Source organism: Kribbella endophytica (genome assembly GCF_054781295.1).
The window spans coordinates 3,396,364-3,422,750 of sequence record NZ_BAAGUR010000001.1 but is presented as its reverse complement, the minus strand read 5'-3'; the positions used below and the strand labels follow the sequence as shown (position 1 = coordinate 3,422,750).

The window sequence follows — 26,387 nt, the reverse complement described above, 5'->3', positions numbered from 1 at the left end:
AACCGGTGCCGTCGACAACATCAGCTGCGACCTGGGTCACACCCGGGATCTCAACGCACCCAGGCGAACTGGTCGACGGTGGTGATGACCGGGCCGAGGAAGCGGGAGCCGATGGTGGCGAAGTCGGACGGGTTGCCGGTGGTGACGAAGCGGTGCTGGGGCTCGGGGAGGGTGTTGTCGCGGAGGAGGCCGGCCTTGGTCAGTACGCCGTAGACGTCCTTGGCGCCTTCCTCGGCGCTGCTGACGAAGGTGACCTCGTCACCCATCACGTACGAGATCACACCGGTGAGCAACGGGTAGTGCGTGCAGCCGAGGATCAGCGTGTCGACGCCGGCCTCGACCAGGGGGTCCAGGTACTCGTGGGCGGCGGCGAGGAGTTCCGGGCCGGACGTCACGCCGGACTCGACGAAGTCGACGAACTTCGGGCAGGCCTGGGTGGTGAGCTCGACCTGCGGCGCGGCGGCGAACGCGTCGTCGTACGCAAGGGATGCGGCGGTCGAGCGGGTGCAGATCACGCCGACCTTCTGGTTCCTGGTCGCGGAGACCGCGCGTCGCGCGGCGGGCAGGATGACCTCGACCACCGGTACGTCGTACCGCTCGCGGGCGTCGCGCAGCATCGCGGCGCTGGCGGAGTTGCAGGCGATCACCAGCGCCTTCACGCCGGCCTCGACCAGGTGGTCCAGGCATTCCAGCGAGTACTCGCGGACCTCGGCGATCGACTTCGGTCCGTACGGCTGGCGGGCCGTGTCGCCCAGGTAGAGGATCGGTTCGTGCGGCAGCTGGTCGAGCACCGCCCGCGCCACCGTGAGCCCGCCGAAGCCTGAGTCGAAGATGCCGATCGGTGCGTCTGCCACACTCCGAAGATTAGCTCGCGCCGCCGACAGGACCGGCAGCGGGCAGTTCTGAAGTAACCCTTACCTAAGACCGCAGAACGACACGCCGGAGTTATCCACATCTTTACTCTCCGGAATTGCAATCTCACGTGACGCACGCCACTCTGGAGCGATGTATTTGCAACCGCCCCTCGCGACGCCATGAACCTGGCAGTCCACATCGCGGTGGCTCTGGGCTCCACCGCCGCACCAGATCCGCAACCGACGAACGCCGCGCAAGCGGCCGGACAGGTTGCCGACGCCAACGCCGACAGCACCGCCGCCGACATCGCCGGAGCCCTCGGGCCCACCGGGATGCTGATGGTGCTGCTGCTCGCCGTCTTCGCGATCTACATCGTCTCGCTGTCGCTGCACCCGTTTGCGAAATGCAACCGCTGCAAGGGCATGGGACGCCACAAGGGATCGCTGTTCAACTACGCCACCCGTCCCTGCACCAGTTGCAAGGGCCGTGGCACCCATCCCCGGCTAGGACGCAAAGTGCTGTTCAAACAACCCTGATTCACCGAGACCGGCCGGACAGCGCCCCCGCCCAGCGCGCCCGGTCGTAGTAACACCCCAGTCCGCGCGCGGCCGACGAATTGTCGGTGGCCGTGGGTACTTTGCCCTGCATGAGTGTGATCCGGATCGTGAGGGCGCGGGAACACAACCTGCGCGACGTGTCCCTCGAGCTGCCCAAGCACCGGCTGGTGGTGGTCACCGGAGTCTCCGGCTCCGGCAAGTCGTCGCTGGTGTTCGACACCCTGGCGGCCGAGGCGCAGCGTCAGCTGAACGAGACCTTCAGCACGTTCATCCGCAACCGGCTCCCGAAGTACGGGCAGCCCGCGGCCGACGCGATCGAGAACCTCTCGCCCGCGATCGTGGTCGCCCAGCGCCGGATCGGCGGCAACGCCCGCTCCACCGTGGGCACGGTGACCGACATCCATCCCCTGCTGCGCCTGCTGTTCTCGCGCGCGGGCCGGCCCACGGCGGGTTTCTCGAACCGCTACTCCTTCAACGATCCCGAAGGCATGTGCCAGGACTGCCACGGCACCGGGATCAGCGCGCGGCTCGTCGAGAGCGAGCTGCTCGACCGGTCGCGGACGCTGAACGAGGGCGCCTTCCGGTTCACGAGCTTCGCCGTCGGCACCTGGTACTGGCAGTACTACGGCGACAACCCGCTGTTCGATCCCGACAAGCGGCTCGGTAACTACTCGGACAGCGAGTGGGAGACCCTGCGTCGCGGAGGCAAGGCCGCCGATCCGCTGCCCGGCACTCCGCACGACTTCGAAGGCGTGGTCGACCGGTTCAACCGGATCTTCCTGCGCAAGGACCTCGGCAAGATGTCACCCAAGCGCCGGGCGGAGTTCGAGCGGCTGGTCCAGTCGGGCACGTGCCCGACCTGCGACGGCGACCGGCTGAACGCGGCGGCGCTCGCCTCCCGGATCGGCGGTCACAACATCGCCGAGATGGCGGCGCTGCAGGCTGACGAGCTGCTCGACGTACTGGAATCCGTCGATACGCCGGAGGCCGTGTCGGTGGTCGAAAGCCTGCGCGACCGCCTGGGCAACCTGGTCACCATCGGCCTCGGCTACCTCAGCCTCGACCGGCCGACCACCACGCTGTCGGGCGGCGAGTCGCAGCGGATCAAGATGGTCCGCCACCTCGGCAGCAGCCTCGGCGACATGCTGTACATCTTCGACGAGCCGACCGCCGGCCTGCACCCGAGCGACGTGCAGCGGTTCAACCAGCTGCTGCGCAAACTGCAGGAGAAGGGCAACACGGTGCTCGTCGTCGAGCACGACCGGGACGTGATCGAGATCGCCGACCACGTCGTCGACGTCGGCCCGGGCGCGGGTCCGAACGGCGGCGAGATCCTGTACGAGGGACCGGTCGACGGCCTGCGCAAGGCCAGTACGCCGACCGGCCGCTGCATGAACCGGGAGCTCGGACTCAACCGCAAGCCCCGCCAGGCGACCGGCGTACTGACCGTCGCCAACGCCACCGCGCACAACCTGCAGGACGTCACCGTCGACTTCCCGACCGGTGTGTTCACGGTCGTGAGCGGTGTCGCCGGCTCGGGCAAGAGCAGCCTGGTCAACGACGAGCTGCGCAAGCGGTACCCGGAGGTCGTCGCGATCGACCAGAGCCAGCTCTCCGGCAACAGCCGCTCGACTCCCGCGACGTACACGGGGTTGATGGACGAGATCCGTAATCTGTTCGCCGCGGCGAACGACGTGAGCGCGTCGCTGTTCAGCGCGAACTCCGACGGCGCCTGCCCGAACTGCCGCGGCCTCGGGTTCGTCACCACCGAGCTGGCGTTCATGGACGACCTGAAGTCGGTGTGCGAGGAGTGCGGCGGGAAGCGGTACACCCACGACGTGCTCGAGTACCGGCTCGACGGGCGCACGATCACCGACGTACTGGAGCTGACCGTCGGCGAGGCCGCCGGGGTGTTCGACAGCGAGGTGATCGAGCGTGTCGTCCGGTCGCTCGACGATGTCGGGCTCGGCTACCTCAAGCTCGGGCAGCCGCTGAACACGCTGTCCGGCGGCGAGGCCCAGCGGGTCAAGCTCGCCACCGAGCTGCGGACGCCGGCCAAGGTGTACCTGATGGACGAGCCGACCACCGGCCTGCACATGGCCGACGTCGACCAGCTGCTCGGCATCGTCGACCGGCTCGTCGACGCCGGCAGCACGGTGATCGCGATCGAGCACAACCTCGACATCATCGCCGCCGCCGACTGGATCGTCGACGTCGGCCCGGGGCCCGGCCACCACGGCGGCCGCATCCTCTTCACCGGTACGCCGGAGGCGCTGCTCGACCACCCGGACTCGGCGACCGCCGAGCACCTCCGGGGCGCGCTCACCCGCTGACGTCCAGAAAGAAGGAGGGGTCGCACCCGGCGAGTGCGACCCTCTCCCGCTCTAACTGAGCCAGCGGGTGACGTTCGTGGTGATGAACTCGTCGTCGCGCAGATGCGGGTACGCCGCCCAGATGCGGTCGATCTCGGCCATCTGGCCGGGCGACAGGTTCTCGGCCGGGTCGAGGCACCAGCGGCCTTCGAGCAGGCCCTGGCGGCGAAGCACCTCGTGGATGCCCGGGACACAGCCGTGGAAGTCGTTCGCCACGTCGAAGACCGCGGAGTTCGCGTCGGTCAGGTCCGCCTCGATCGCCAGCAGGCGCCGCAGCGCGTCGTCGTCGCCGGAGCGGGCCAGCTCGGCGTCGTTCAGTACGTCGACCGCGCCACGCGCCCACACCGCCCACTGGCCGAGCAGCCCGCCGACGAAGGCGAGGTCCGGCTCGGTGATCCCCGGCGAGCGGAACGACGTGATCAGGTCGAGCACGATGTGGTCGTCGTTCCCGGTGTAGAGCGCGATCCGGTCGGCCCGGCCGGACTCCCGGACGCCGAGCACGACGTCGAGCGTCGCGTACCGGTCGAAGGGCGCGACCTTGATCCCGGCGACACAGTCGAGTGCGGCCAGCCGGCGCCAGAAGTCCCGCGACAGGACTCGTCCGCCGACCGCCGGCTGCAGGTAGAACCCGATCACCGGGAGCACCTCGCCCACGGCCCGGGCCCGCTCCAGCAAGGCGTCCTCGCTGTCGTCTCCGGCGTCGTACGGCGTGAGCAGGGCCAGGTGGTAGCCCAGGCCGGCCGCCAGCTCGGCCTCCTGAACGGCCTGCGCCGTCGGCCCGGTGATGCCTGCCACCAGGACCGGCGAATCGTCCGGGTACTCACGGGCGACCTCCGCCGCCAGACCGAGGACCGGGGCCAGCAGACCGCGACCGGGCTCGTGCAAGGCGAACTGGGTCGTGTGGACGGCGACCGCCAGTCCTCCGGCGCCGGCCTCCAGGTAGTAGCGGCTCAGTGCACGTTGCCGTCGTTCGTCGAGACGCCGGTCCTCATCGAGGGCCAGCGGATGGGCCGGGATGACGCACCCGGCATGGAAGCGCTTGAGGGCTTCGTCGCTCGTCATCAGAACCTGCCGTCACGCCGCTGGAACTTGGTCGGCTTGCCGTGCCGCGGCAGATCGGCCCTGACCCACGCCGCGACGTCCTCGACCATCGCGCCGAGCGTCTCGTCGGGGTAGCCGAAGAGCTGATGGCACTTCGAGGCGTTCGAGAGCAGCGCGGTCGGCAACTCCTCGCCGGTGATGACAGGCTCCCGATCGAGGATCTGCCCGAAACGCTCGGCCAGTTGGCGCACCGAGACGGTCTCCGGGCCGGTCACGTTGAGCACGAACGGCGGGCTGTCGGCATGGTGGAGCGCGCGCAGCGTCACCTCGTTGGAGTAGCCCTGCCAGACGACGTTGGCATGACCTGTGGTCACGTCGACGGGTTCGCCGTGCCAGACCGCCGAGGCGACGTCGAGCAGTACGCCGTACCGCATCTCGACGGCGTAGTTGAGCCGGATCAGCGCGAAGGGGGTCCCGTTCCGGTCACTCGCGTCTTCCAGGATCCGTTCGCGGCCGAGGCACGACATCGCGTACTCCCCGACCGGGTCGAGCGGCGAGCCCTCGACGGCACCACCGCTGCCGACGGGGACGAACGGGTAGACGTTGCCGGTCGACAGCGCCACGATCCGCGAGTCCGGGAAACGGCCGGCGACCCGGCCGGGCAGATAGGTGTTGGTGGCCCAGGTGGCGTGCTCGCGGCCCGCCGTACCGAACTTCGCGCCGACGAGGTAGACCACGTTGGCCGCCTCCGGCACCCCGGCCAGCTCGGCGTCGGAGGAGATGTCGGCGACGTGCACCTCCGCGCCGGCGGCCCGCAGGGAGTCCGCCAGCCCCGGCTCGGTGAACCGCGAGACCGCGGTGACCTTCGTCGACGCCCCGGCGGCCTCGACCGCCCGCAGGGCCAGCCGGACCAGGCTCGGGCCCAACTTTCCGCCCGCCCCCAGGACGACGAGGTCGCCCTCCAGCTTGCCGATGTCGGCCACGAGTTCGGGCCGTGGGACGGACAGCCGCTCCTCGAGCTCAGCCACAGTGCGCACGCATGCTCCTGCCCTGGTAGGTCTAATACCGGGCGACCGTAACTGCCATTATGTCTGTCCGTCAATCCTCGACGCCTGACCAGTCATGGTCATCGGGACGCGCGGCCGCGCGGTAGAGAGCGTCTCGACGGGCGCGGGCGCTAATATAGGTGCGTGATTCTCTCCCTAGCGGCCAGCCGAAATCCCTGATCATGCCTTCAGCCCACGAGGAGGTCACGGTCGGCGTGATCGGCGCCGAGCAGATCGTCCACCGGACGATGGCACTGGCCCGCGAGCTCGACAACCCGTCGCTGCGGCTCGTGACCGCGGTGTACGACGACGAGCACGACGCGTACGCCCAGGCGAGCCGGATCGCGTCCCGGGTCGACGTCTGCCTGTTCGCCGGTGCGCTCCCGTACGACATGGCCCTGGCCGGCGGGCAGCTGCCCGTTCCGGCGACGTACGTTCCGTCCGGCGGGCCCGCACTCTTCTCGACGCTGCTGCGCGGGGTGCTGGAGAACGTCTTCGACCCGGCGCGGATCAGCATCGACACCATCTCGCAGCGCGACCTCCAGCACGCCTACGAGGAGATCGGCGTCAAGGTCACCGGTGTCCGCCTGTCGGAGTACGCCGGCCCGGCCTCGGCGGATCGGTTCTTCGACTTCCACCGCAAGCTGTACGAGCGGGGCAAGACCAGCGGCGTCGTGACCACGGTCCCGAGCGTCGAGGCCGCGCTGCGCAAGGCGGACATCCCCTGTCTGCGGATGGCCCCGTCGGCGACGACGATCCGCGACGCGCTGACCACCGCGATCCTGATGGGCAGTGGCGCCAAGCTCGAGGAGTCGCGGATCGTCACGATGATCATCCAGGTCCCGGGCTCGGCACTGCCGGCCCACGCGAGCCCCAGCAACTACTGGTACCAGGAGCTCAAGCTCTCGCTGCACCGGGAGCTGCTGCGCGACGCCCGGCCGATGGACGCGGCCGTGGTCCCTCGTGACGACCACAGCTTCCTGATCGTGATGACCATGGGGTCGTTGCGCCTGGCCACGAACAACCTCTCGATGGCGCCCTTCCTCGGCCGGATCCACGAGGAGCTCGGCATCCTGCTGGAGATCGGCATCGGACTCGGGCGCTCGACCCGCGAGGCCGAGGTGAACGCCCAGTCCGCGGTCGACAAGGCCGCCTCGGACGGCGGTCGGACCGCGTTCATCGTCGGACCGCGGGACACGGTGCTGCAGCTCCCGGGCGATCGTTCCCACGCACCCGAACTGTCGGCGGCGACACCGGACTCCAAGGGCGCCCAGGTGCTCGTCCGGCTCGCCGAGCGGCTGGACGAGCTCGGCGACAGCGAACGCGTCGTCGACGCCGAGAAGGTCGCCGAGCTGCTCGGGGTGACGCTGCGGACCGCCCGGCGGTCGCTGCACACGCTGGTGGACGAAGGGCTCGCCTGGCCGATGCCGCCGTCGCACTCGAGCAAGGTCGGCCGGCCGCCGCGGCCGTACCAGCTGCTGGTCGAGAAGCTCCCGCGCTGACCGATTCCGCGGCGAGGTGACGATTGTGGCCAGCCCCTAACTGCGATTTAGTGCTTGCCATATTCCCGCTCCGTGAGGCAGGGTGACTGGACGCCGTCCATCGCAGGAGGTCCCGTGCCCGCACGTCATGCCGTAGCCGTCGTGATCGACGATGTCGCGACACAGCGCATCCAGGAGGCGGGCGCGGACGCCTGGTGGCTCTACGTCACCGAGGTCCTCGGCCACGCCCGGGTGCCGTTCCGGTCGCTGACGCCCGACGAGGCAGCCGCGCCGGCCGACGACGTCGCCGTCCTGGTCTTCGCCGGACCGCCGACGCTCGACCCGGCCGCGAGCGCCGGCTTCGAGCGCTGGGTGCGCGCCGGCGGGACGTTCGTCGTGGTGGGCGACCCGGGTCCGCTCTCGGCCCTCGCCGGGGTCACGGCCGGTGACACCGTTGACGACGGGCAGGTGACCATCCTCGACAACCCTGTGTGGTCTTCACGCCCGGACGTCGCGCTGCATGCCGTCGGCGGTGTCCGGCTGACGCCGGGCGAGGACGTGGAGGTCATCGCCCGGTGGGCTGACGACGACCAACCGGCCGCCGTACTGCGCAAGGCCGGTGAAGGCCTGGCGGTGACGCTCGGCGTCGACGTTTGGCAGAGCATCGTCCGCATCCAGCAGGGCTACGCCGTCGAGGCCGACGGCGCTCCCGCGGCCGACGGCACCGCGCCGATCGACGACGGCATCCTCAAGGCCGAGGACGGGATGACGCTCAGCTTCGAGCGCGACCGCGCGATGCCACCGGGTGAGCCCGAGCTGGCCGGGCGGTTCGAGCACATCTATCCCCCGCCGTCCGCCGTACCGATGTTCGACCAGCCGCACGCGGACCTGTGGCGCTCGGTCGTCCTGCAGACCGTGTGGTCGGCCGCCGAACACGCCGGCGCCGTCGTACCGTGGCTCGGCTACTGGCCCGCGGGGGTCGCCGCCATCGCCCACATGTCACACGACTCCGACGGCAACGTCGACGAGCACGGCCAGGCAGCCCTCGACGCATTCGCCGCAGCCGACGTCCAGGTCACCTGGTGCCACGTGTTCCCCGGCGGCTACGCACCGGAGATCCGCGCGGCCATCACCGCCGCCGGGCACGAGAACGCGTTGCACTACAACGCGATGGGCGACGCCGATCTCGCCACGTGGGGCTGGCCGCAGATCCGCGCGCAGTACGCCTGGGCGCAGGCCGTGACCGGCACCGAGGACATCGTGTCGAACAAGAACCACTACACCCGCTGGGAGGGCTGGACCGAGTTCTACACCTGGTGCGAGCGGCTCGGCCTGCAGATCGACGAGTCGCGCGGGGCCAGCAAGCAGGGCAGCGTCGGCTTCCTGTTCGGCACCGCGCACGTGTCGTTCCCGATCGCCGACGCGACCGAGGGCAACCGGTACTACGACGTCCTCAACCTCCCGCTGCACACCCAGGACCTCGCCTGGGCCGGGCACGCGTCGATTCGCGACGTGATCCTCGACGGCGCCGAGGCGGTGCACGGCGTCGCCCACTTCCTGTTCCACGGGCCGCACCTGCACCTCCGTCCGTTGACGCGCGCGGCGTGCGTCGCGGTGGCCGAAGAGGCCCGGCGACGCGGCATGCCCTGGTGGACGGCCCGCCAGATCAACACCTGGGAGCGGGGCCGCCGCGGCGTCACGCTGTCCACGCAGGCCGGGCCGGACGGCTGGGTCGTCCGGGCGCAGGCGGAGGACGCGATCGCGAGCGCGTCGGTGCTGCTGTCCCTGCCGGGTCTCGACGCCGAGGCGGAGCCGGTGGTCCGGGACGGCAAGGGGGCCGCGCGCGTGGTCACCCGGCACGGCCGTTGCTTCGTCGAGCTCGAGGTGGATCTCGTGGCCGGCGACAACAACTGGACCGTGTCGCTGTCCCACTGAGACCAGCGCCGAGCTCAGCCCCGTCCTGAGCTCGGCGCGATCCTCAGCTGGTGAAGGCCGCGTGCACCTTCCGCACCGCCGCCGCGATGTCCGCCACGTCGTCGGCGGTGTAGGCCTCATTCCAGGAGATCACCAGCAGCCGGCCACCGATGATCAGCTCCTCCGTCCGCGGGCACAGGCCCTCGGCGTACTGCGGGGCGGTCGGCAGGGTCAACGGGTAGCCCGATGCGCCGTACGTCCGCTTCTCCGTGAACAGCGGCGTCAGGTACAGCGGCCGCTGGATGTACCCGCCGTTGGCCGGAATCCCCTCCGCCCGCAGCGCCTCGCCGTACCGATGACCGTTGCTGCCAGCAACTGTCTCGTCGACGTAGACCGGGAACTGCCAGTACGCCGTACCAGCAGCTGGCGCCGCGGTCAGCCCGGCCAAGGGCTCGATGGCCGCGGTCAGGTTCTCCGCGCTCTTGCGGCGATCCTCGACGACGCCGGCCAGCTTGCCGAGCTGGGCCCGCGCGACGGCCGCCTGCAGCTCGGTCATCCGGTAGTTGAGCCCCAGGAAGAGGTGCGTGCGCTCGTCGGTGTCCCGCGGCCAGGCCTTGTCCGCGAACAGCCGGGCCCGGCGGGCCAGCGCGGGATCGGCGGTGATCGTGAGGCCGCCGTCGCCGGCGGTGATGTGCTTGGACTGCTGCAGGCTGAAGCAGCCCAGGTGCCCGACGGTGCCGGCCAGCGCGCCGTCCGGCGGACAGCGCGTCAGGTAGGCCTGGGCGCAGTCCTCGATCAGCAGCAGGCCGTGGGCGTCCGCGATCTCGCGCAGCTCGGCGACCGGCGCCGGGATGCCGAAGAGGTGGACGACGATGATCGCCTTGGTCCGCTCGGTGATCAGGGCCCGGACCGCGGCCGGGTCGAGGTTGCCGGTCAGCGGGTCGACGTCGGCGAAGACCGGGACCGCGTTCTGCGCGAGGATCGGCAGCACGGTGCCCGCGTCGGACAGGCCGGTGGTGATGATCTCGTCGCCCGGGTCGGGGTCGACGGCCGCGACCGCCAGGTGCAGCGCCGCCGTACCGGAGGACGACGCCACGGCGTGCGGCACTGCGTAGTACGCCGCGAACTCGCGCTCCAGGTCGGCCGTCTCGGTGCCGACGGTGCTGTTGAGCTGCCCGCTGCGGATCACGCGGGTGACGGCGGCCACCTCCTCGTCGCCGAGGGTGCGGCCGGCGGAGCTGCTGACGCTCGGGAACGGCAGGGTCCGCACCGGCGGACCGCCGAGCAGTGCAAGCGGCGTGGATGGTTGCGGCACGAGGAGACCTCCAAGCAGTTGGCACCGTCGGCACTCTCGACCGATGGAATTTTCTACAGTAACGTAATCCAAGATCCGGTTGACCGAAATAGATCAGAGGTGCCGAACATGCCCGCGGACTTCTTTGCCCTGGCGATCAACGGTGGCCCGGCGGCCCTGCCGGCCGGCGACCCGGCCCCGGACTGGCCGACGTACGACGACGCCGAGGAGAAGGGACTGCTCGACGTCCTGACCTCGCGGAACTGGGGCAGCACCCACGGCGACGTCGTCGCCACCTTCGAGCGCGAGTTCGCCGACTTCCAGCAGGCCGCGCACGGCACCTGCCTGTCGAACGGGACGCTGGCCATCTCCGCCGCGCTGCGCGCCGCGGGAGTCGGGGTCGGTGACGAGGTCATCGTGCCGCCGTACACGTTCATCGCGACGGCCTCCGCCGCCCTGTTCATGGGGGCGGTGCCGGTCTTCGCCGACGTCGACCCGCGCACGCACCTGCTCGACCCCGAGGCCGCCGAGGCCGCCGTCACCGAGCGGACCAAGGCGATCGTCCCTGTCCACCTGGCCGGCCGGCCCGCCGCGATGGACGCGTTCGTCGCGCTCGGCGCGCGGTACGGCCTGACGATCGTCGAGGACGCCGCGCAGGCCATCGGAGCGGCGTACCAGGGCCGGCCGGTCGGCGCGATCGGTGACCTCGGGACGTTCAGCTTCCAGACCAGCAAGAACATGACGGCCGGCGAAGGGGGCGTGATCCTCACCGACGACGAGACGCTCGCCGCCACGGTCTACTCCACCGTCAACGTCGGCCGGGTCCGCGGCGGTGGCTGGTACCAGCACGACTCGGTCGGGCTCAACCTGCGCCTCACCGAGTTCCAGGGCGCCGTACTGCGGGCTCAACTCGCCCGTTTCCCTGAGCAGCAAGAGATCCGGCAGCGCAACGCGGCGCTGCTGACGACCTTGCTCGGTGACGTGGACGGAGTACTGCTCGCCCCGGACGACCCTGCGATCACCGCGCACGGCCTGCACCTGTTCCTGCTGCGGATCCCCGCTCTGGCCGCCCCCGGCCGCCGCGACGCCGCCTTGCGCGCGCTCGCTGCCGAAGGGCTCGCGGAGGTCTCCAGCGGGTACGTGCCGCTGCACCGCAACGCCGCCTTGGTTGCCGAGAGCAAGGACATCGCCGGCCGGCTGGGACAGCCGTACCCGGTGGCGGACTGCCCCAACGCGGACCTCGTCTCGCAGGACACCATCTGGCTGAACCAGCGAACGCTGCTCGGCAGTGAGCAGCGGACGCGAGCCGTCGCGGCCGCCATCGCCAAGGTCGTGGCCGCCGCGGACGACCTGGTCGGAGACGAGTAGGTGGGATCCGCGCGGCCCCGCGTCGGCATCGTCGGGCTCGGCAGCATCGGCCGCACCCATGCCCGGGTGCTGACCCAGTTGTCCGACCAGGCCGACGTCGTCGCCGTCAGCGGCGGTAGCCCGGCTCTGCTGACCGAGCTCGGTCTGGATGCCGCCGCGCACCTGCCGGCGGACGAGGTGCTAGTCCATCCGGACGTGGACCTCGTCGCCATCACGAGTCCGAGTGGCGCGCACGGCTCGCAGGCGCTCACCGCGCTGCGAGCCGGCAAGGCCGTCGTCGTGGAGAAGCCGCTCGCGGTCGACGCCGCGACGGCCGAGGAGATCGTCCGGCTGGGCGAGCATCGGGGACTGATGGTCGCCGTCATCGCCCAGCGCCGGCTCGAGCCGCAGAACGTCGCCGTCAAGCAGCTCCTGGACGCCGGCGCGCTCGGCCGCCCGCTCCTCGGTGAGACGTTCGTGCACTGGTACCGCGACGAGGCGTACTACGCGCACGCGGACTGGCGGAGGTCCCTCGCGGACGGTGGCGGGTCGCTGATGAACCAGGGCCTGCACAACCTCGACCTCCTGCAGTGGTTCCTCGGCCCGGTCAGCACGGTCACCGGGCAGTACGCGACGCTCGGCTCCGGCATGGACGCCGAGGACACCACCGTCGCCACCCTGCGGTTCGCGTCCGGCGCGCTCGGTACGGCGGTGACGTCGACGGCCACCCGCCCCGGAGATCCCGCGCGGCTCACGATCTTCACCACGACCGGCGTACTCGAGATCACGCACACCGAGATCACCCGCTGGGAGTTCGACGGCGTACGACGACCCGAGCACGCCTCGGCCGTCGCGGCCGGCTCGTCCGATCCGGCCGCGATCGGCGACGCCGGTCACCTCGACCAGTGGCGCGACATCCTCGGCGCCTGGCGGGACGGCCACGATCCCGCCGTCACCGGCCACGACGGACTGCGCACCGTGCAGCTGCTGTGCGGCATCTACGAGGCGTGCCGGACCGGGCACGCCGTCACCCTTCCGGAGCCATGATGATCCGCCTCGCCGTCGCGGGGACCGCACATCCCCACGTCGACTACGTCCTGTCCGAGCTCACCCACCAGCCGGAGGTCGAGCTCGTCGGAGTCAGCGAGCCGGACCCGGCCGCGGCCGCGCGGTACGCCGGCGGTCTCGGCGTACCGGTGTACGCGTCGCACGAGGAGCTGCCCGACGTCGATGTGGTCGCAGTCTGCGGCGAGTACGGCGCTCGGGCGGACGTCGTCGTGGCAGCCCTGCACCGAGGCGCGCACGTCCTGGCCGACAAGCCGCTGTGCACGACGCTCGCCGACCTCGACCGGATCGCCGAGGCGGCCCGGACGGCCGACCGCACGGTGTCGGTCATGTTCGAGAAGCGCGGCTACCCCGTGACCGTCGCGGCCCGGCAATTGGTTGCCGACGGCATCCTCGGAGACCTGGCCCTGGTCGCGTCGACCGGTCCGCACAAGCTCAACCAGGCCTCCCGGCCGGACTGGTTCTTCGACCGGTCCCGGTACGGCGGAATCCTCGGTGACCTGGCCGTCCACGACATCGACCTCGTCCTGGCTCTGTCGGGTGCGAGCGCCGGAACCGTGGCCGGGCGGGCCGGAAACCTCTCGCTGCCGGACCGTCCGGGCTTCTCCGACCACGGCGCCGTACTGCTCGGAGCCGACGCTGTGACCGCGACGATCGAGGCGCACTGGATGTGGCCGGCGGCCTCGGCGTACCACGGCCACTACCGGATGCGCTTGACCGGTACGGCGGGCACGGCCGAGCTCGACTGGGCACGAGGGACGCTCGACGTGGTGACCCACGATCGCGACGTCTGGAGCCCTGCGCTGGGTCGTCCCGTCCGCCCGGCAGAGGAGTTCCTGACCGCGCTGGTCGAGGGCCGCCGCCCGGAGGTCGGCACCGCGGAGAGCCTGGCAGCGACGCGGATCGCGCTGCTGGCTCAACTCAGTGCCGACTCCGGCGGGGTGCCGCAGTCCTGGTAGACCTCAGACGTCACGCCGTACCGGAAGTACGGCGGCGAGGAGCTGCTTCGTGTACTCCTCCTGCGGACTGCTGAACAACTCCTCGGTCCCGCTCTCCTCGACGACGCGGCCGTGGTGCATCACCGCCACCCGATCCGCCAGCCGCTCGACCACCGCGAGGTTGTGGGAGATGAACAGGCAGGTGAGCCCGAGCTTCGCGCGCAGATCCATGAACAGCTCCAGGATCTGCGCCTGGATCGAGACGTCGAGCGACGACGTCGGCTCGTCGCACACCAGCAGGTCGGGCTCCAGGGCCAGCGCCCGGGCGATCGCGATCCGTTGCTGCTGGCCACCGGAGAACTGCCGCGGGTACAGGTCCGCGTGCCGCGGGTTGATCCCGACCAGCTCGAGCAGCTCCAGGCCCTTCGTACGCCGTACGGCCTTGTCGTCGCGGCCGTGCAGCCGCAGCGGTTCGGTCACGTTGGCGATCGCGGTGAAGTGCGGGAGCAGGGAGCCGTACGGGTTCTGGAAGACCATCTGCAGCCGGGGGCGCACCTCCCGCAGCTCACGCGCCGGGAGCGCCGCCAGGTCGCGGCCGTCGAACAGCACCCGTCCGCTGGTGCACGGCTGGAGGCCCATCACGATCCGCGCCATCGTCGACTTGCCGCTGCCGCTCTCCCCGACGAGCCCGAGGGTCTCGCCCCGGCGGATGTCGAGGCTGACGTCGTCGACGGCGCGGACGTCCCCCGCCCGGGTCGAGAAGACCTTCGTGACCGACTCGGCACGGACCAGCGGACTCGATTCCTGTTCAGGCATCGGCGGTCACCTTCCAGCAGGCGGCCTCGCGGCCGGCACCGATGCTGAGGATCTTCTGCTCGGTGTGGCATCTGGGTGCTTCGGCCCGCGAGCACCGCGGATGGAACGAACACCCCTCGGGCCGGCGGCTGAGGTCCGGCGGGCTGCCCGGGATCGGGGCGAGCGGCAGGCCGCGCCCACCGACCTCGACGCTCGACCCGATCAGCCCGACGGTGTAGGGATGGCGCGGCTCGTCGAGCAGCTCACGGGTCGGCGCCCGCTCGACCACGCGACCGGCGTACATCACGACGGCGTCGTCGCAGAACGAGCGCGCGACCCCGAGGTCGTGGGTGATCATGATGATGCCGGTCCCGGACGCCTTCAGGCCGGCCAGCAGCTCCAGGATCTGCCGCTGCACGGTGACGTCGACCGCGGTGGTCGGCTCGTCGGCGATCAGCAGCGCGGGCCTGGTCACCATCGCCATCGCGATCATCGCCCGCTGCCGCATCCCGCCGGACAGCTGGAACGGGTAGGTGCGGATGCGCTTCTCGGGCTCGGGAATGCCGACGTCGCCGAGGGCCTGCACCGCCCGCTTCCGCGCCTCCGCCTTGGTGCACAAACCGTGCCAGAGCAGATGCTCGGTCAGCTGACGTTCGAGCGTCAGCGTCGGGTTCATCGCCTCCATCGCGCTCTGGAAGACCATGCCGATCTCGCGGCCGCGGATGCGGCGCATCTCCTTCTCGCTGAGCGTCAGCAGGTCGCGTCCACCGAAGTGCGCTTCGCCGCTGGTCACGCGCGCGGTCTTCGGGAGCACGCGGAGGACGCTGCGGACGGTGATGCTCTTGCCGCTGCCGCTCTCCCCCACGATCGCCAGCGCCTGACCGGCACGCACGTCGAAGGTCACTCCGTCGACGGCCGTCAACGGCTCCCCGTCGTTGCGCTGGAACGCCGTCCGCAGATTCCGTACGGCGAGCAGTACGTCGTCCGGCCCGGTCATCGCTGCTCCCCACTCGAGTCGAACGCGTCGCGCAGGCCGTCGCCGATCCAGGTGAAGGAGAGCAGGGTGAGCGCGAACAGTACGGCGGGCGCCACCAGCATGTGCGGTGCCGCCAGCAGGTACCGGCTGCCCTCGCTGATCATCGCTCCCCAGGACGGGGTCGGAGGCTGGACGCCGAGCCCGAGCAGCGCGAGGCCGGCCTCGGCGGCGATCGCGGCCGGGATCGCGAAGCTCGTGGTGACGAGGATCGGGCCGATCGCGTTGGGCAGGATGTAGCGGACGGCGATCGTGACGCCGTTGGCGCCCATGGACCGGGCCGCCTCGACGTACTCGCGCTGTTTGAGCGTCATCACCTGCGCGCGGACCAGGCGGGCCTGGGTGACCCACGACGCGATGCCGATCGCGATCACCAGCGCGAAGATGCTGCGGCCGAGCACGGTCACCATCACGACGGCGAACAGGTAGCTGGGGAACGCGTACATCACGTCGGTGCCCGCCATCAGCACCGACTCGACCCGGCCGCCGAGGTATCCCGCGGCCAGGCCGATGATCAGCGCCAGCACGAGCGCGGTCAGTTCGGCGCCGAAGGCAACGGTCAGCGCGGTGCGCAGACCGTAGATGAGCCGGCTGAGGATGTCGCGGCCCAGCAGGTCCGTACCCAGCAGGTGCCCGTCGAAGCCGGGGCCGGCGAGCTTGTTCGCGACATCGGTCTCGCCGTACCCGTACGGCGCGATCAGCGGCGCCGCCAGCGCCACGACGACCAGCAGTACGGCGAAGATCAGGCTGCCGAACGCCAACCGGTGCTGCCGGAACCTGCCCCATGCCCGGGCCCACGGCCCACGGGCGCGGGTCGCCTGGGCCCCGGCGGTCGCCACGACCGGCTGCTCGATCTCGGTGCCGAGGGCAACTTCTGCGGCCTTGCCGCCGTCAATGTCCGTGATGGGACCCACCTCCTTCGCTGCGAATGCGCGGATCGAGTACGCCGTACACCAGATCGACCACCAGGTTCGTGACCATCAGGATGAGCGCGAAGAACAGGGCGGTGCCCATCAGCAACGGCATGTCCCGGCTGGCCGCCGCGTTGGCGAAGTACAGGCCGAGCCCGGGGATCCGGAGCAGCGCCTCGACGAAGACCGTGCCGGTCATCAGGGCCGCGAGCAACGGTCCGACGACGGTGACCAGCGGGATCAGGGAGTTGCGCAGCACGTGCCGCACGATCACGGTGCGCGGCGGACCGCCCTTGGCCAGCGCCGCCGTGACGTACTCCTCCCGCAAGGTCTCGAGCATGCTCGACCGGACGTACCGCGCCAGCACGGCCGCCGGCCCGAGACTCAGCGCCAGGACCGGGAGCACCAGGTTGGCCGGGCCGCTCCAGCCTCCCGACGGGAGCCACTTCAGCGTCGCGGAGAACAGCAGGATCAGGAACGCCGCGGTGAGGTAGCTCGGGAGCGCGTGGCCCAGGGTGACCAGGAACATCGTGCCGTGGTCGGTCTTGGAGTTGTGCCGCAGCGCCGCGAACACCCCGATCGGCACCGCGATCAGCAACGCCAGCACCACCGCGATCAGCGCCAGCGTGGCCGAGACCGGGAACGCCTCGGCGATGATGTCCTGCACGTCACGGCTGGCGTACTTGTACGACGGACCGAAGTCCCACTGCAGCGCACCCTTCATGAAGATCAGGTACTGCTTCCACATCGGCACGTCGTCGCCGTACCTGGAGGCCAGCTCACCGACCACCGACTCGGTCCCGACGCCACCGAAGTTGGTCGCTCCGCTGTTCACCCGTTGCAGGTCCGCGAAGTTGCCCGGGGCAAGCTGCAGCAGGGTGAAGGTGAGCACCGAGACCGCGACCAGCGACAGGACCAGCCGGACTATCCGTTTGCCGAGGTACGCGGCGAGTCCCACGCTCAGCTCCTTACACCCATCGACTTGAAGTAGAAGTAGTCCGGGTACGCGCGCAGCTTCAGGCCTTCGACCTTGGGCTTCACCGCGTGGTACAGGCTCTGCCAGAGCACCGGGAGGTAGAGGTACTCCTCCTCGCGCAGCTTGGCCGCCTGTTTGTAGAGGTCGATCCGCTTCTTGTCGTCCGGCTCACCGGCGGCCTGGGTCACCAGCGTGGCCATCTGTTTCGCGGCCGGCGAGGACTGGCCGTCCAGGATCGTCTGCAGCTGCGCGGACCGCTCCGCGGGCTTGAGATCCTTGTTCTGCTGGACCCCCTGGTACTTCTCCCACTGGTCGCTCGGCAGGCTGATCTCCTGGACGTTCTTGGGCGACCAGAGCGAGCCCACCATCGTGGGCCAGGTCGGGAGCCCGGCGAACGTGCCGTAGTAGTAGCCGATGTAGTCGCCCTTCTGGACCGCCCACCGGCGTTCGACGTACACGCCGGACTCGACGTGGTCGAGGCTCGCCTTGATGCCCAGCTGCTTGGTCCAGACGTCGATGATGGCGTCGGCGAGCGTGGTGTCCGTGACGCCGATCAGGATGCGGACCGGCGGCAGCCCCTGCCCGTTGGGGTAGCCGGCCGCGGCCAGCAGCGCCTTGGCCTCGGTGACGTTCTCCTTGACGGCGATGCTTTCGTCCCAGCCCGCGGTCCGGCTGGTGACGAGCGAGACGCCGGGCTCCTGGCCGGGCGAGACGCCGGCCAGGGTCTTGCGGTCCAGGGCCAGCGAGAGCGCTTTACGGACCCGGACGTCGTCCAGGGCCTTGTGCTGGCTGCGCAGCTTGGCCAGGTACAGGATGCTGTAGTTCGCCGTCTGCTGCAGCTCCTTCGACAGACCCGCGTCCTTCTGGAAGCGCAGCACGTCGGCGCCGCTGACCTGGGTGAGGTCGGTCTCGCCGTTCTCGTACGACACGGTGGCCGTCGCGGCCGCGCTCGGCTCGACGAGGTTGACCTGGATGCGGCTGAGCTTGACCTTGTCCCGGTCCCAGTAGTTCTCGTTGGGCACCAGGATCAGCCGGGAGTTCGGCACCCACTCGGTCACCGTGAACGGTCCGTTGGAGACGTAGTTCGGCGGGTTCTGCCAGTCCTTGGGCTTGCTCTCGATCAGGTTCATCGGCAGCGGCAGCAGCGCCGGGTGGGTCAGCGCGAGCAGGAAGTCGGGGTTCGGGTTGGCCAGCGTCAGCACGAGCTCGTGATCGCCGGTCGCCTTGACCCCGACCTGCGCCCAGTCCGTCAGGACCCCGGACAGGAACTGCTCGCCGCCCTTGATGCCGGTCGTCGTCTGGTAGCTGTTGGCGCCGAGCGTCGTACCGCCGGCCGACGACGCGGCCGGGGTGAAGAGCCGCTTGTACGTGCGCTCGAAGTCCGACGCCACCACCGGGTCGCCGTTCGACCACTTGGCGTTGTCGCGCAGCGTGAAGGTGTAGGTCAGCCGGTCGTCGGACAGCTTCCACTCGGTGGCGACCCCCGGCGTCACGTCGTCGCCCTTGTCGTTCTGGACGACCAGGCCCTCCGAGATGCCCCGGCTCAGGATCCACATGCCGTTGGTGATCAGCTGGGGGTCGAGCACCTCGACCGGGACGTAGTCGATCGTCAGCTGCTGCTGACCGGCCACCGCCTCGTTCCCGTCGCTGCCGAACAGCCCGCAGCCGGTGAGGGTAGAGCTTCCGCCCAGCGCCAGGGCGGTCAGTCCCGACAGCCGCAGAAAGTTCCTGCGGCTAGGGCCCACCGGTGGCACCGAGGTCGTAGTCACACGCTTACTCATCCGCGGTGCCCGCCTTTCTGACGTCCAGAACTCGACTTATGGTCGTGACCGTAGGACGCTGAGAGCGCGCTGTCAACGACTTCCGGGAACAGCTTGCCAACTTCTGGGCGCACTGTTGTGGCAACTCCCCTGTCCGTAATACAGTCGCTGGCCATGCGTATCGGCGTCGTCGATCTGGACACCTCCCACCCGGCAGCCTTCCTGCCGCTCCTGCGACAGCGCGGCCACGAGGTGGTCGCCGTGTACGGCGGCCGGACGGTGGTCGACGACGACTACACCCGCGCGTACGCCGCGGAGCACGGCCTCTCGGTCGTCGCGGACCCCGACGACCTGCTCGGCACGGTCGACGCCGCGTTCATCCACAGCGTCGACTGGGACCACCACCTGGTCCGGGCGCGGCCGTTCGCCGAGGCCGGAGTGCCGATCCACATCTGCAAGCCGTTCGCGGGCCGCGCCGCCGACCTCCGCGAGATGATCCGCTGGGCCGACTCCGGCGTGCGGCTGAGCGGCGGCTCGGCGTTGCGCTGGTCGGCCGCCGTGGCCGACTGGCAGGCGACCGGTCACGAGGTACTGACCGCGTACGCCGCGACGTACGGCCATCCGCTCGACTACGGGATCCACGCCTACGCGCTGCTGTCCGGCCTGCTCGGCCCCGGCGTGGAGGCGGCCCGCTCACTCGACGACGAGGGCCGGCGGGTCGAACTGCGCTGGCGCGACGGACGCACCGCGGTGGTCGCCGTGGCGCCGCCGGGGACCGGCGGGTACGGGTTCTTCGCGACGCTCGTGCACCCCGAAGGCGTGCACCACGTCGAGGCCGGTGGGAGCGACCTCTACGGCAGGTTCATCGACGTGACCGTCGGCCATCTGAGCGGCGAGCGCGACCAGCCGGTCAGCTTCGCCGAACTGGTCGAGCCGGAGCTCGCGGTGATCGCCGGACTGGCTTCCGCCAAGCACGGCGGGAGCTGGATCGCGCTCCACGGCGACTCACGGATCGACGACGTCGCCTTCGACGGCAAGGACTTCGCCGCGTCGTACCGGATCACCCGCCGCAAGGCGCTCGGGCTCAGCTGACGGGTCAGGCCCAGAGCTGGCCCTCGAGGCGGTCCTCGGCCTCGTCGATGGTGCCTTCGTAGGCGCCGGTCGACAGGTACTTCCAGCCGCCGTCGGCGACCACGAACGCGATGTCGGCCGACTCACCGTCCTGCACGCACTTGGCCGCCTGGCCGAGCGCGGCGTGCAGGATCGCGCCGGTCGAGATGCCCGCGAAGATGCCCTCGTTGTCGAGCAGCTCGCGCACCCGCCGTACGGCGTCGCGCGGTCCGACCGAGAAGCGGCCGTCGATCAGCGTCGCGTCGTACAGCTCGGGGACGAAGCCCTCGTCGAGGTTGCGCAGACCGTAGACGAGCTCGCCGTAGCGCGGCTCGGCGGCGACGATCTTCACCTCGGGCTTGTGCTCACGGAAGAACCGGCCGGCGCCCATCAGCGTGCCGGTGGTGCCGAGCCCGGCGACAAAGTGCGTCACCGACGGCAGGTCCTCGAAGATCTCCCGGGCCGTGCCGTCGTAGTGCGCGAGCGCGTTCGACGGGTTGCCGTACTGGTAGAGCATCACCCAGTCCGGGTGGTCCGCGGCGACCTGCTTGGCGACCCGGACCGCCTCGTTGGAGCCGCCGGCCGCGGGTGAGGAGATGATCTCGACGCCCCACATCCGCAGGATCTGCCGGCGTTCCTCCGAGGTGTTCTCCGGCATCACGCAGACCATCCGGTAGCCGCGCAGCTTCGCGGCCATCGCCAGCGAGATGCCGGTGTTGCCCGACGTCGGCTCGAGGATCGTGTTGCCCGGCCGCAGGCGGCCGTCCTTCTCGGCGTCCAGCAGCATCCGCAGCGCGGCCCGGTCCTTGATCGAGCCGGTCGGGTTGTGGTCCTCGAGCTTGGCCCACAGCCGGACGTCGGCCGACGGCGAGAGCTTCGGGAGCCCGACCAGCGGCGTACCGCCGACGGAGTCGAGCAGGCTGTCGAAACGCATGAACGCTCCTGGGGAGAGGGTTGGGTCAGCCGCCGGCGACGGCCGGCAGTACGACGACGACGTCGCCGTCCTTGACGCCGGTGGTCAGGCCGCCGGTGAAGCGCACGTCCTCGTCGTTCACGTACACGTTGACGAACCGCCGCAGCTCCTCGGGCTCGCCCTCGACGATCCGCTCCTTGAGGCCCGGGTGGTTGCCGTTCACGTTGTCGATGAACTCGGCCAGCGTGCTGCCGTCGCCGTTCACCGCCTTCTCGCCCCCGGTGTAGGTCCGCAGAATGGTCGGGACGCGAAGCTCGATCGCCATCTCAGTTGTCTCCTCGGTTGCTGCTGGCGTGGTTCGCCACGATCTGCACTTCTTCTTCGGTGACCGCGCCGTCGATGATCCGGTACGAGCGGAACTCCACCGGCCCGTCGTACGACGGCGCGTCGGCACCGTCGCGGGTCGACACCAGCACGTAGTGCGCCCCCGGCTCCTGGGCCAGGTTGATGTCGGTCCGCGACGGGTACGCCTGGGTCGCGGTGTGCGAGTGGTAGATCACCACCGGCTCCTCGTCGCGCTCGTCCATCTCCTTGTAGAGCCTGAACAGGTCGCCCGAGTCGAACTCGTAGAACGTCGGCGACATGGCCGCGTTCAGCATCGGCACGAACCGCTCCGGCCGGTCCGACCCGGCCGGTCCCGCGACCACGCCGCACGCCTCGTCCGGGTGGTCCTTGCGCGCGTGCGCGACGATCGCGTCGTAGGTCGCCTGGTCGATGGTGAGCACGGTTCCACGATACGGAGCGCGACCAGGGGTCCCGACCAACCCGGCTTCCGGTCCAGTATGTGGACTACCAGCGGCCGTGGACCTGCGGGCGGACGAGCTCGTCGTACGTCGACTGGACGGTCGCGAGCTGCTCCGCCGTGAGCGGGGCGAGGGCGGCCGCGCCGATGTTGCCGGCGACCTGCTCGGGGTTGCGGGCGCCGGGGATGACGACCGACACACCGGGCTGGTCGATGATCCAGCGGAGCGCGAACTGGGCCATCGTGGCGCCGGCCGGGACCTCCGGGCGGAGGCGCTGGACGGCTTCGAGGCCCGTCGTGAACTCGACCCCGGAGAAGGTCTCGCCGACGTCGAAGGCCTCGCCCTGGCGGTTGTAGTTGCGGTGGTCGTCGGCGCCGAAGGTCGTGTTCTCGTCGTACTTGCCGGACAGCAGCCCGCTGGCGAGCGGGACGCGGGCGATGATTCCGACGCCGGCCTCCTGCGCGGCCGGCAGCACTTCGTCGAGCGGCTTCAGGCGGAACGCGTTCAAGATGATCTGCACCGAGGCGACGTTCGGCCGGGCGATCGCGGTCAGCGCCTCGGCGCAGGTCTCCACGCTCACGCCGTACGCCGCGATCCGCTTCTCGGCGACCAGCTCGTCGAGCGCGTCGAACACCGCGTCGGTGGAGTAGACCGAGGTCGGCGGGCAGTGCAGCTGGACCAGGTCGATCGTCTCGACGTCCAGGTTCTCCCGCGACCGGTCGTTCCAGGCGCGGAAGTTGTCCAGCGTGTAGTTCTCGGGCTTCTGCTCGACCCGGCGACCCATCTTGCTGGCGACCGTCAGGCCGTCGTACTCCTTGAGCACCCGGCCGACCAGCCGCTCGCTCCGACCGTCGCCGTACACGTCTGCGGTGTCGATGAAGGTGACGCCACCGTCCACAGCAGCCCGCAGTACGCCGAGCGCCGCGTCCTCCCCGACCTCACCCCAGTCGGCCCCGAGCTGCCAGGCCCCCAGCCCGACCACGCCGACATCCCGACCCGTACGACCCAGCGTCCGCTTCTCCATGCGGCCGACTCTACGGTCAGCGCATGTTGTGGAGCAGGGCGGACTGCAGGTAGCCGAGCCAGTCGTACAGGTCGTAGGTGAGGCGACGCGGGTCGTCGTCGGGGAGCTTCTCCCAGACGGCGTAGTCGTCGTCCTCCTTGATGTCCAGGCGGGTGCCGATCGCCAGGCGGAGGTCGTTGAGCGCGCGCAGCCAGGCGAGCTGGTCGTCGGGCTCGAGCGCGATGCCGTCCTCGGCGGACTCGTCCTCCAGCGCGGTCAGCACGCGCTTGGCGTCGTTCGCCTTGCCGTCGCGCAGGCCGCGCTCGGTGAACCGGCGGAACTCGGACGCGGCCATGTCGTCCCCGGAGTACGCGTTCGGCAGCAGGCGCTGCAGTACGACGTCCTCGGGCGGCGCGGTCGGGCCGTCCGAGTCGAGCAGCGCGGCCAGCGGGTCGTCACCGGCCGCGGTGGCGCGCGGCGGCATCCCGTCGTACAGGAGCTCGACCAGGTTGCGCAGGAGGTTGGACAGGATGTCCGCCTCGTGCTCGGCGAAGCTGACGACGACGGTCTTGCGGCGTTTGCGGAACCGGGTCACGACTTCTCACAGGTGGCCCACAGGCCGTAGGTGTGCATGGCTTCGACGTCGCGTTCCATCGCCTCGCGGTTGCCGTTCGACACGGCCGACTTGCCCTCCTCGTGGACCTGCATCATCAGCTTCTCCGACTTCTGCTTGGAGTAGCCGAAGTAGGTCTGGAAGACGAACGTGACGTAGTCCATCAGGTTCACCGGGTCGTTCCAGACGATCGTCACCCACGGTGGGCTCAACTCGATCGCCTCGTCGACTTCGGGGCTGGCGAGCTCGCTCGGTGCGGTGGTCACTGGGCCATTCTCTCCACTACAGGTTCTCGGGTCGCAATAGGCTGCCCCTGTGACTAGCACCGGGACCAGCTTCGTGGAGCCTACGACCGCCCTGCTCACCGACCACTACGAGCTCACCATGCTGCAGGCCGCGCTCGCCGACGGCACGGCGCACCGCCGGTCGGTCTTCGAGTTGTTCGCCCGCCGGCTGCCCGACGGGCGCCGGTACGGCGTGGTGGCGGGCGTAAACCGCCTGCTCGACGCGCTGGAGCGGTTCCGCTTCGACGCGGCGACGGTCGACTTCCTGCGGGAGCAGGGAGTGGTGGACGAGGCGACCTGCGACTGGCTGGCCGACTACCGCTTCAGCGGCGACGTCTCCGGCTACGCCGACGGCGAAATCTTCTTCCCGGGCTCGCCGGTGCTGGTGGTCGAGTCGACCTTCGCCGAGGCCGTGCTGCTGGAGACCGTGTTCCTGTCGATCCTGAACCACGACTCCGCGGTCGCGTCGGCGGCGTCGCGGATGACCTGGTGGGCCGGCGGCCGGCCGTGCATCGAGATGGGCTCCCGGCGTACGCACGAGGAGGCCGCGGTCGCGTCCGCGCTGGCGGCGTACATCGCGGGCTTCGCGACCACCTCGAACCTGGAGGCCGCGCGGCGCTTCGGCATTCCGAGCGCCGGTACGGCGGCGCACTCGTTCACGCTGCTGCACGACACCGAGCGGGACGCGTTCGTCTCGCAGGTGGACGCGCTCGGCAAGGGGACGACGCTGCTGATCGACACGTACGACCTCACCGAGGCGGTCAAGACCGCGATCGAGGTGACCGGGACGGAGCTCGGCGCCGTACGGCTCGACTCCGGTGACCTGCCGTCGCTGGCCGGTCAGGTCCGCGAGCAGCTGGACGCGCTCGGGGCGACGAAGACCCGGATCATCGTGACGAGCGACCTGGACGAGTACCAGATCGCCGCGCTCGCACCGGCGTCCGTCGACGGGTACGGCGTGGGCACGTCGCTGGTGACCGGCAGCGGCTACCCGACCTGCGGTTTCGTCTACAAGCTGGTCGCCCGCGAGGACGCCGACGGCACGATGGTTCCGGTCGCGAAGAAGAGCCCCGACAAGATCTCGATCGGCGGCCGCAAGTACGCGCTGCGCCGCCGCAACCGCCTGGGCGTCGCCGAGGCCGAGGTCATCGGCGTCGGCGAGGCCCCCGTCGACGACGGCGACGACCGCGTCCTCCTCAAGCCCCTCGTCGAAGCGGGCAAGATCGTCGGCCGCACCACCCCCGAGGAGTCGCAAGCCCACCACCTCAAGGTCCGCGACGAACTCCCCCGCAGCGCCAGCCAACTGAGCCGCGGCGAACCCGCGATCCCGACGGACTACACCGGCGACCTGAACACCCGCAACCCGTACGCCCCCCGCAGCACGATGTGACGGCAGTGCTGCCCCGGGCGGCCGCCCGGGGCAGCACCTGGGGTTCAGGACGACGTCACTGAATAACTGTTGGTGGTGAAATTCAGGCCGCCGCTCGACGACGTGATCTCGAAGCCGAACTGCACCTCGCCCATCGTCGCGTCACCGATCCAGCCGCGGGTGCGGATCCAGTTCATCACCGCTTTCAGGTCGACCGTTCCGGCATTGGTGTTGCCGGTCCGGAGGAACGAGAAGACCTCGTTCGAACCGTTGCTGCCGCGGTAGACGTCCCACGTGTGACCACCGACGGAGACGGTGGTCTGCTTGCTGCCGATCGCGCCGACCGCGCCCTGCTTGTTCATCCAGAGCATGATCTCGTAGGCGTTGTTGCCGGCCCAGATGTCGTACGCCGTGGCGTACGCCCCCGAGCCCGGCCGGCTCACGTCGAACCGGCTGGACAAGGTGCCGAGGGCACTGATCTTCTTGTTGATCGCCTTGCCTGCATGCGGGTACGACTTGACCCCGCCCGTGTTCGGGTGGTCGGCCCAGACTCCCCAGTTGCTGTAGGAGTTGGCCCAGATCGACTGGGCGCCGGCGCCACCACCCCACACGTTGTTGCGCACGGTGTAGCCACCGTTCGACCAGGTGCCCCACTTGTCACCGGACTCCCAGGTGGCCGCACTGGCCGGCAGGGCCGCGACCGCCGAGGCCGCCAGCAGGGTCACCAGCGCCACCAGCGTCTTCCACGTTCTGCTCATCGTTCATCCTTCCCACGAGTTCCGGGGCGACGCCTTTCGAAACGACAGTCGAAGCGCTTCGACGACTATTCGAAAGGCAGGAAAGCGTCTTTTCCGGAGGATGGCCGTCGAATTCGAATCGAATCGACGAATGAATTCCGTCGCATTCA

The 26,387-nt window shown here is 70.1% G+C and carries 25 protein-coding genes; 9 read left to right on the top strand and 16 right to left on the bottom strand.

Features of this window, described 5'->3' with window-relative positions:
• Positions 1–50: 50 nt before the first annotated feature.
• Positions 51–854 (bottom strand): glutamate racemase, encoded by an 804-nt coding sequence (gene murI / locus ACYVIO_RS16385; protein ID WP_460651621.1) that lies wholly within the window; start codon positions 852–854, stop codon positions 51–53.
• Between the two features lie 180 nt (positions 855–1,034).
• Here murI and ACYVIO_RS16380 point away from each other — a divergent pair, with 180 nt between their 5' ends.
• Positions 1,035–1,391, top strand: coding sequence for a hypothetical protein (locus tag ACYVIO_RS16380; RefSeq protein ID WP_460651620.1), 357 nt, complete (start codon positions 1,035–1,037; stop codon positions 1,389–1,391).
• A gap of 110 nt (positions 1,392–1,501) precedes the next feature.
• Complete coding sequence (locus ACYVIO_RS16375; protein ID WP_460651619.1) at positions 1,502–3,745, top strand: ATP-binding cassette domain-containing protein; 2,244 nt, start codon at positions 1,502–1,504, stop codon at positions 3,743–3,745.
• A 51-nt stretch (positions 3,746–3,796) separates the two neighbouring features.
• Here the strand turns inward: ACYVIO_RS16375 and ACYVIO_RS16370 are convergent, their stop codons facing one another.
• Both ACYVIO_RS16370 and ACYVIO_RS16365 read right to left on the bottom strand, forming a co-directional pair.
• Positions 3,797–4,846, bottom strand: coding sequence for a dihydrodipicolinate synthase family protein (locus tag ACYVIO_RS16370; RefSeq protein WP_460651618.1), 1,050 nt, complete (start codon positions 4,844–4,846; stop codon positions 3,797–3,799).
• Complete coding sequence (locus ACYVIO_RS16365) at positions 4,846–5,862, bottom strand: NAD-dependent epimerase/dehydratase family protein (protein WP_460651617.1); 1,017 nt, start codon at positions 5,860–5,862, stop codon at positions 4,846–4,848. Before ACYVIO_RS16365 ends, ACYVIO_RS16370 begins: the two co-directional genes overlap by 1 nt.
• 191 nt (positions 5,863–6,053) lie before the next feature.
• Here ACYVIO_RS16365 and ACYVIO_RS16360 point away from each other — a divergent pair, with 191 nt between their 5' ends.
• The gene (locus ACYVIO_RS16360) at positions 6,054–7,373 is read left to right on the top strand and encodes a hypothetical protein (protein WP_460651616.1); all 1,320 of its coding nucleotides are present in this window, start codon (positions 6,054–6,056) and stop codon (positions 7,371–7,373) included.
• A gap of 114 nt (positions 7,374–7,487) precedes the next feature.
• A complete protein-coding gene (locus ACYVIO_RS16355; RefSeq protein ID WP_460651615.1) occupies positions 7,488–9,287 on the top strand; it encodes a hypothetical protein in 1,800 nt (599 codons plus the stop codon).
• 43 nt (positions 9,288–9,330) lie between these two features.
• Here the strand turns inward: ACYVIO_RS16355 and ACYVIO_RS16350 are convergent, their stop codons facing one another.
• Positions 9,331–10,581, bottom strand: coding sequence for a DegT/DnrJ/EryC1/StrS family aminotransferase (locus tag ACYVIO_RS16350; protein ID WP_460651614.1), 1,251 nt, complete (start codon positions 10,579–10,581; stop codon positions 9,331–9,333).
• 108 nt (positions 10,582–10,689) lie between these two features.
• Between ACYVIO_RS16350 and ACYVIO_RS16345 the strand changes: the two genes are divergently transcribed.
• The 3 genes from ACYVIO_RS16345 to ACYVIO_RS16335 are packed head-to-tail and all read left to right on the top strand — an operon-like array spanning position 10,690 to position 13,931.
• On the top strand, positions 10,690–11,928 hold the full coding sequence (locus ACYVIO_RS16345; RefSeq protein WP_460651613.1) for a DegT/DnrJ/EryC1/StrS family aminotransferase: 1,239 nt from the start codon (positions 10,690–10,692) through the stop codon (positions 11,926–11,928).
• Positions 11,929–12,954 carry a Gfo/Idh/MocA family protein gene (locus ACYVIO_RS16340; RefSeq protein ID WP_460651612.1) on the top strand — a complete coding sequence of 342 codons (1,026 nt, stop codon included), beginning with the start codon at positions 11,929–11,931 and terminating at the stop codon, positions 12,952–12,954.
• Positions 12,951–13,931 (top strand): Gfo/Idh/MocA family protein, encoded by a 981-nt coding sequence (locus tag ACYVIO_RS16335; protein WP_460651611.1) that lies wholly within the window; start codon positions 12,951–12,953, stop codon positions 13,929–13,931. The genes ACYVIO_RS16340 and ACYVIO_RS16335 overlap by 4 nt, the downstream gene beginning before the upstream one ends.
• A 3-nt stretch (positions 13,932–13,934) precedes the next feature.
• Here the strand turns inward: ACYVIO_RS16335 and ACYVIO_RS16330 are convergent, their stop codons facing one another.
• The 5 genes from ACYVIO_RS16330 to ACYVIO_RS16310 are packed head-to-tail and all read right to left on the bottom strand — an operon-like array spanning position 13,935 to position 19,406.
• A complete protein-coding gene (locus ACYVIO_RS16330) occupies positions 13,935–14,726 on the bottom strand; it encodes an ATP-binding cassette domain-containing protein (RefSeq protein WP_460651610.1) in 792 nt (263 codons plus the stop codon).
• Positions 14,719–15,702, bottom strand: a complete 984-nt coding sequence (locus tag ACYVIO_RS16325; protein ID WP_460651609.1) for an ABC transporter ATP-binding protein — start codon at positions 15,700–15,702, stop codon at positions 14,719–14,721. The genes ACYVIO_RS16330 and ACYVIO_RS16325 overlap by 8 nt, the downstream gene beginning before the upstream one ends.
• Positions 15,699–16,652: an ABC transporter permease gene (locus tag ACYVIO_RS16320; protein ID WP_460651608.1), complete on the bottom strand. Its 954-nt coding sequence runs from the start codon at positions 16,650–16,652 to the stop codon at positions 15,699–15,701. The genes ACYVIO_RS16325 and ACYVIO_RS16320 overlap by 4 nt, the downstream gene beginning before the upstream one ends.
• On the bottom strand, positions 16,630–17,607 hold the full coding sequence (locus ACYVIO_RS16315; RefSeq protein WP_460651607.1) for an ABC transporter permease: 978 nt from the start codon (positions 17,605–17,607) through the stop codon (positions 16,630–16,632). Before ACYVIO_RS16315 ends, ACYVIO_RS16320 begins: the two co-directional genes overlap by 23 nt.
• A gap of 2 nt (positions 17,608–17,609) precedes the next feature.
• Positions 17,610–19,406, bottom strand: a complete 1,797-nt coding sequence (locus ACYVIO_RS16310; protein ID WP_460651606.1) for a peptide ABC transporter substrate-binding protein — start codon at positions 19,404–19,406, stop codon at positions 17,610–17,612.
• A 153-nt stretch (positions 19,407–19,559) separates the two neighbouring features.
• Between ACYVIO_RS16310 and ACYVIO_RS16305 the strand changes: the two genes are divergently transcribed.
• Positions 19,560–20,477 (top strand): Gfo/Idh/MocA family oxidoreductase, encoded by a 918-nt coding sequence (locus ACYVIO_RS16305; protein WP_460651605.1) that lies wholly within the window; start codon positions 19,560–19,562, stop codon positions 20,475–20,477.
• Positions 20,478–20,481: 4 nt separating this feature from the next.
• On the opposite strand, the gene ACYVIO_RS16300 is transcribed toward ACYVIO_RS16305, so the two are convergent.
• The 6 genes from ACYVIO_RS16300 to clpS form a co-directional block, all read right to left on the bottom strand.
• Positions 20,482–21,429: a PLP-dependent cysteine synthase family protein gene (locus ACYVIO_RS16300; RefSeq protein ID WP_460651604.1), complete on the bottom strand. Its 948-nt coding sequence runs from the start codon at positions 21,427–21,429 to the stop codon at positions 20,482–20,484.
• A 25-nt stretch (positions 21,430–21,454) separates the two neighbouring features.
• Positions 21,455–21,733: a MoaD/ThiS family protein gene (locus ACYVIO_RS16295; RefSeq protein ID WP_460651603.1), complete on the bottom strand. Its 279-nt coding sequence runs from the start codon at positions 21,731–21,733 to the stop codon at positions 21,455–21,457.
• A gap of 1 nt (position 21,734) precedes the next feature.
• The gene (locus tag ACYVIO_RS16290; protein ID WP_460651602.1) at positions 21,735–22,193 is read right to left on the bottom strand and encodes a M67 family metallopeptidase; all 459 of its coding nucleotides are present in this window, start codon (positions 22,191–22,193) and stop codon (positions 21,735–21,737) included.
• A 64-nt stretch (positions 22,194–22,257) separates the two neighbouring features.
• Positions 22,258–23,235 (bottom strand): aldo/keto reductase, encoded by a 978-nt coding sequence (locus tag ACYVIO_RS16285; RefSeq protein ID WP_460651601.1) that lies wholly within the window; start codon positions 23,233–23,235, stop codon positions 22,258–22,260.
• A gap of 16 nt (positions 23,236–23,251) precedes the next feature.
• Positions 23,252–23,809, bottom strand: coding sequence for a DUF2017 domain-containing protein (locus ACYVIO_RS16280; protein ID WP_460651600.1), 558 nt, complete (start codon positions 23,807–23,809; stop codon positions 23,252–23,254).
• Positions 23,806–24,093 carry an ATP-dependent Clp protease adapter ClpS gene (gene clpS / locus ACYVIO_RS16275; protein WP_460651599.1) on the bottom strand — a complete coding sequence of 96 codons (288 nt, stop codon included), beginning with the start codon at positions 24,091–24,093 and terminating at the stop codon, positions 23,806–23,808. Before clpS ends, ACYVIO_RS16280 begins: the two co-directional genes overlap by 4 nt.
• Positions 24,094–24,211: 118 nt before the next feature.
• Between clpS and ACYVIO_RS16270 the strand changes: the two genes are divergently transcribed.
• Positions 24,212–25,501: a nicotinate phosphoribosyltransferase gene (locus ACYVIO_RS16270; protein ID WP_460652089.1), complete on the top strand. Its 1,290-nt coding sequence runs from the start codon at positions 24,212–24,214 to the stop codon at positions 25,499–25,501.
• Positions 25,502–25,545: 44 nt separating this feature from the next.
• Here ACYVIO_RS16270 and ACYVIO_RS16265 read toward each other — a convergent pair whose 3' ends face one another.
• Complete coding sequence (locus tag ACYVIO_RS16265; RefSeq protein ID WP_460651598.1) at positions 25,546–26,238, bottom strand: glycoside hydrolase family 12 protein; 693 nt, start codon at positions 26,236–26,238, stop codon at positions 25,546–25,548.
• Positions 26,239–26,387: the final 149 nt, after the last annotated feature.

Excerpts from the sequence above, each read along its gene's own strand:
- ACYVIO_RS16380 (WP_460651620.1), top strand. The coding sequence starts at position 1,035 with ATGAACCTGGCAGTCCACATCGCGGTGGCTCTGGGCTCCACCGCCGCA.
- ACYVIO_RS16375 (WP_460651619.1), top strand. The coding sequence starts at position 1,502 with ATGAGTGTGATCCGGATCGTGAGGGCGCGGGAACACAACCTGCGCGAC.
- ACYVIO_RS16370 (WP_460651618.1), bottom strand. The coding sequence starts at position 4,846 with ATGACGAGCGACGAAGCCCTCAAGCGCTTCCATGCCGGGTGCGTCATC.
- ACYVIO_RS16360 (WP_460651616.1), top strand. The coding sequence starts at position 6,054 with ATGCCTTCAGCCCACGAGGAGGTCACGGTCGGCGTGATCGGCGCCGAG.
- ACYVIO_RS16345 (WP_460651613.1), top strand. The coding sequence starts at position 10,690 with ATGCCCGCGGACTTCTTTGCCCTGGCGATCAACGGTGGCCCGGCGGCC.
- ACYVIO_RS16335 (WP_460651611.1), top strand. The coding sequence starts at position 12,951 with ATGATGATCCGCCTCGCCGTCGCGGGGACCGCACATCCCCACGTCGAC.
- ACYVIO_RS16330 (WP_460651610.1), bottom strand. The coding sequence starts at position 14,726 with ATGCCTGAACAGGAATCGAGTCCGCTGGTCCGTGCCGAGTCGGTCACG.
- ACYVIO_RS16325 (WP_460651609.1), bottom strand. The coding sequence starts at position 15,702 with ATGACCGGGCCGGACGACGTACTGCTCGCCGTACGGAATCTGCGGACG.
- ACYVIO_RS16310 (WP_460651606.1), bottom strand. The coding sequence starts at position 19,406 with ATGAGTAAGCGTGTGACTACGACCTCGGTGCCACCGGTGGGCCCTAGC.
- ACYVIO_RS16305 (WP_460651605.1), top strand. The coding sequence starts at position 19,560 with ATGCGTATCGGCGTCGTCGATCTGGACACCTCCCACCCGGCAGCCTTC.
- ACYVIO_RS16300 (WP_460651604.1), bottom strand. The coding sequence starts at position 21,429 with ATGCGTTTCGACAGCCTGCTCGACTCCGTCGGCGGTACGCCGCTGGTC.
- ACYVIO_RS16295 (WP_460651603.1), bottom strand. The coding sequence starts at position 21,733 with ATGGCGATCGAGCTTCGCGTCCCGACCATTCTGCGGACCTACACCGGG.
- ACYVIO_RS16285 (WP_460651601.1), bottom strand. The coding sequence starts at position 23,235 with ATGGAGAAGCGGACGCTGGGTCGTACGGGTCGGGATGTCGGCGTGGTC.
- ACYVIO_RS16270 (WP_460652089.1), top strand. The coding sequence starts at position 24,212 with ATGCTGCAGGCCGCGCTCGCCGACGGCACGGCGCACCGCCGGTCGGTC.
- ACYVIO_RS16265 (WP_460651598.1), bottom strand. The coding sequence starts at position 26,238 with ATGAGCAGAACGTGGAAGACGCTGGTGGCGCTGGTGACCCTGCTGGCG.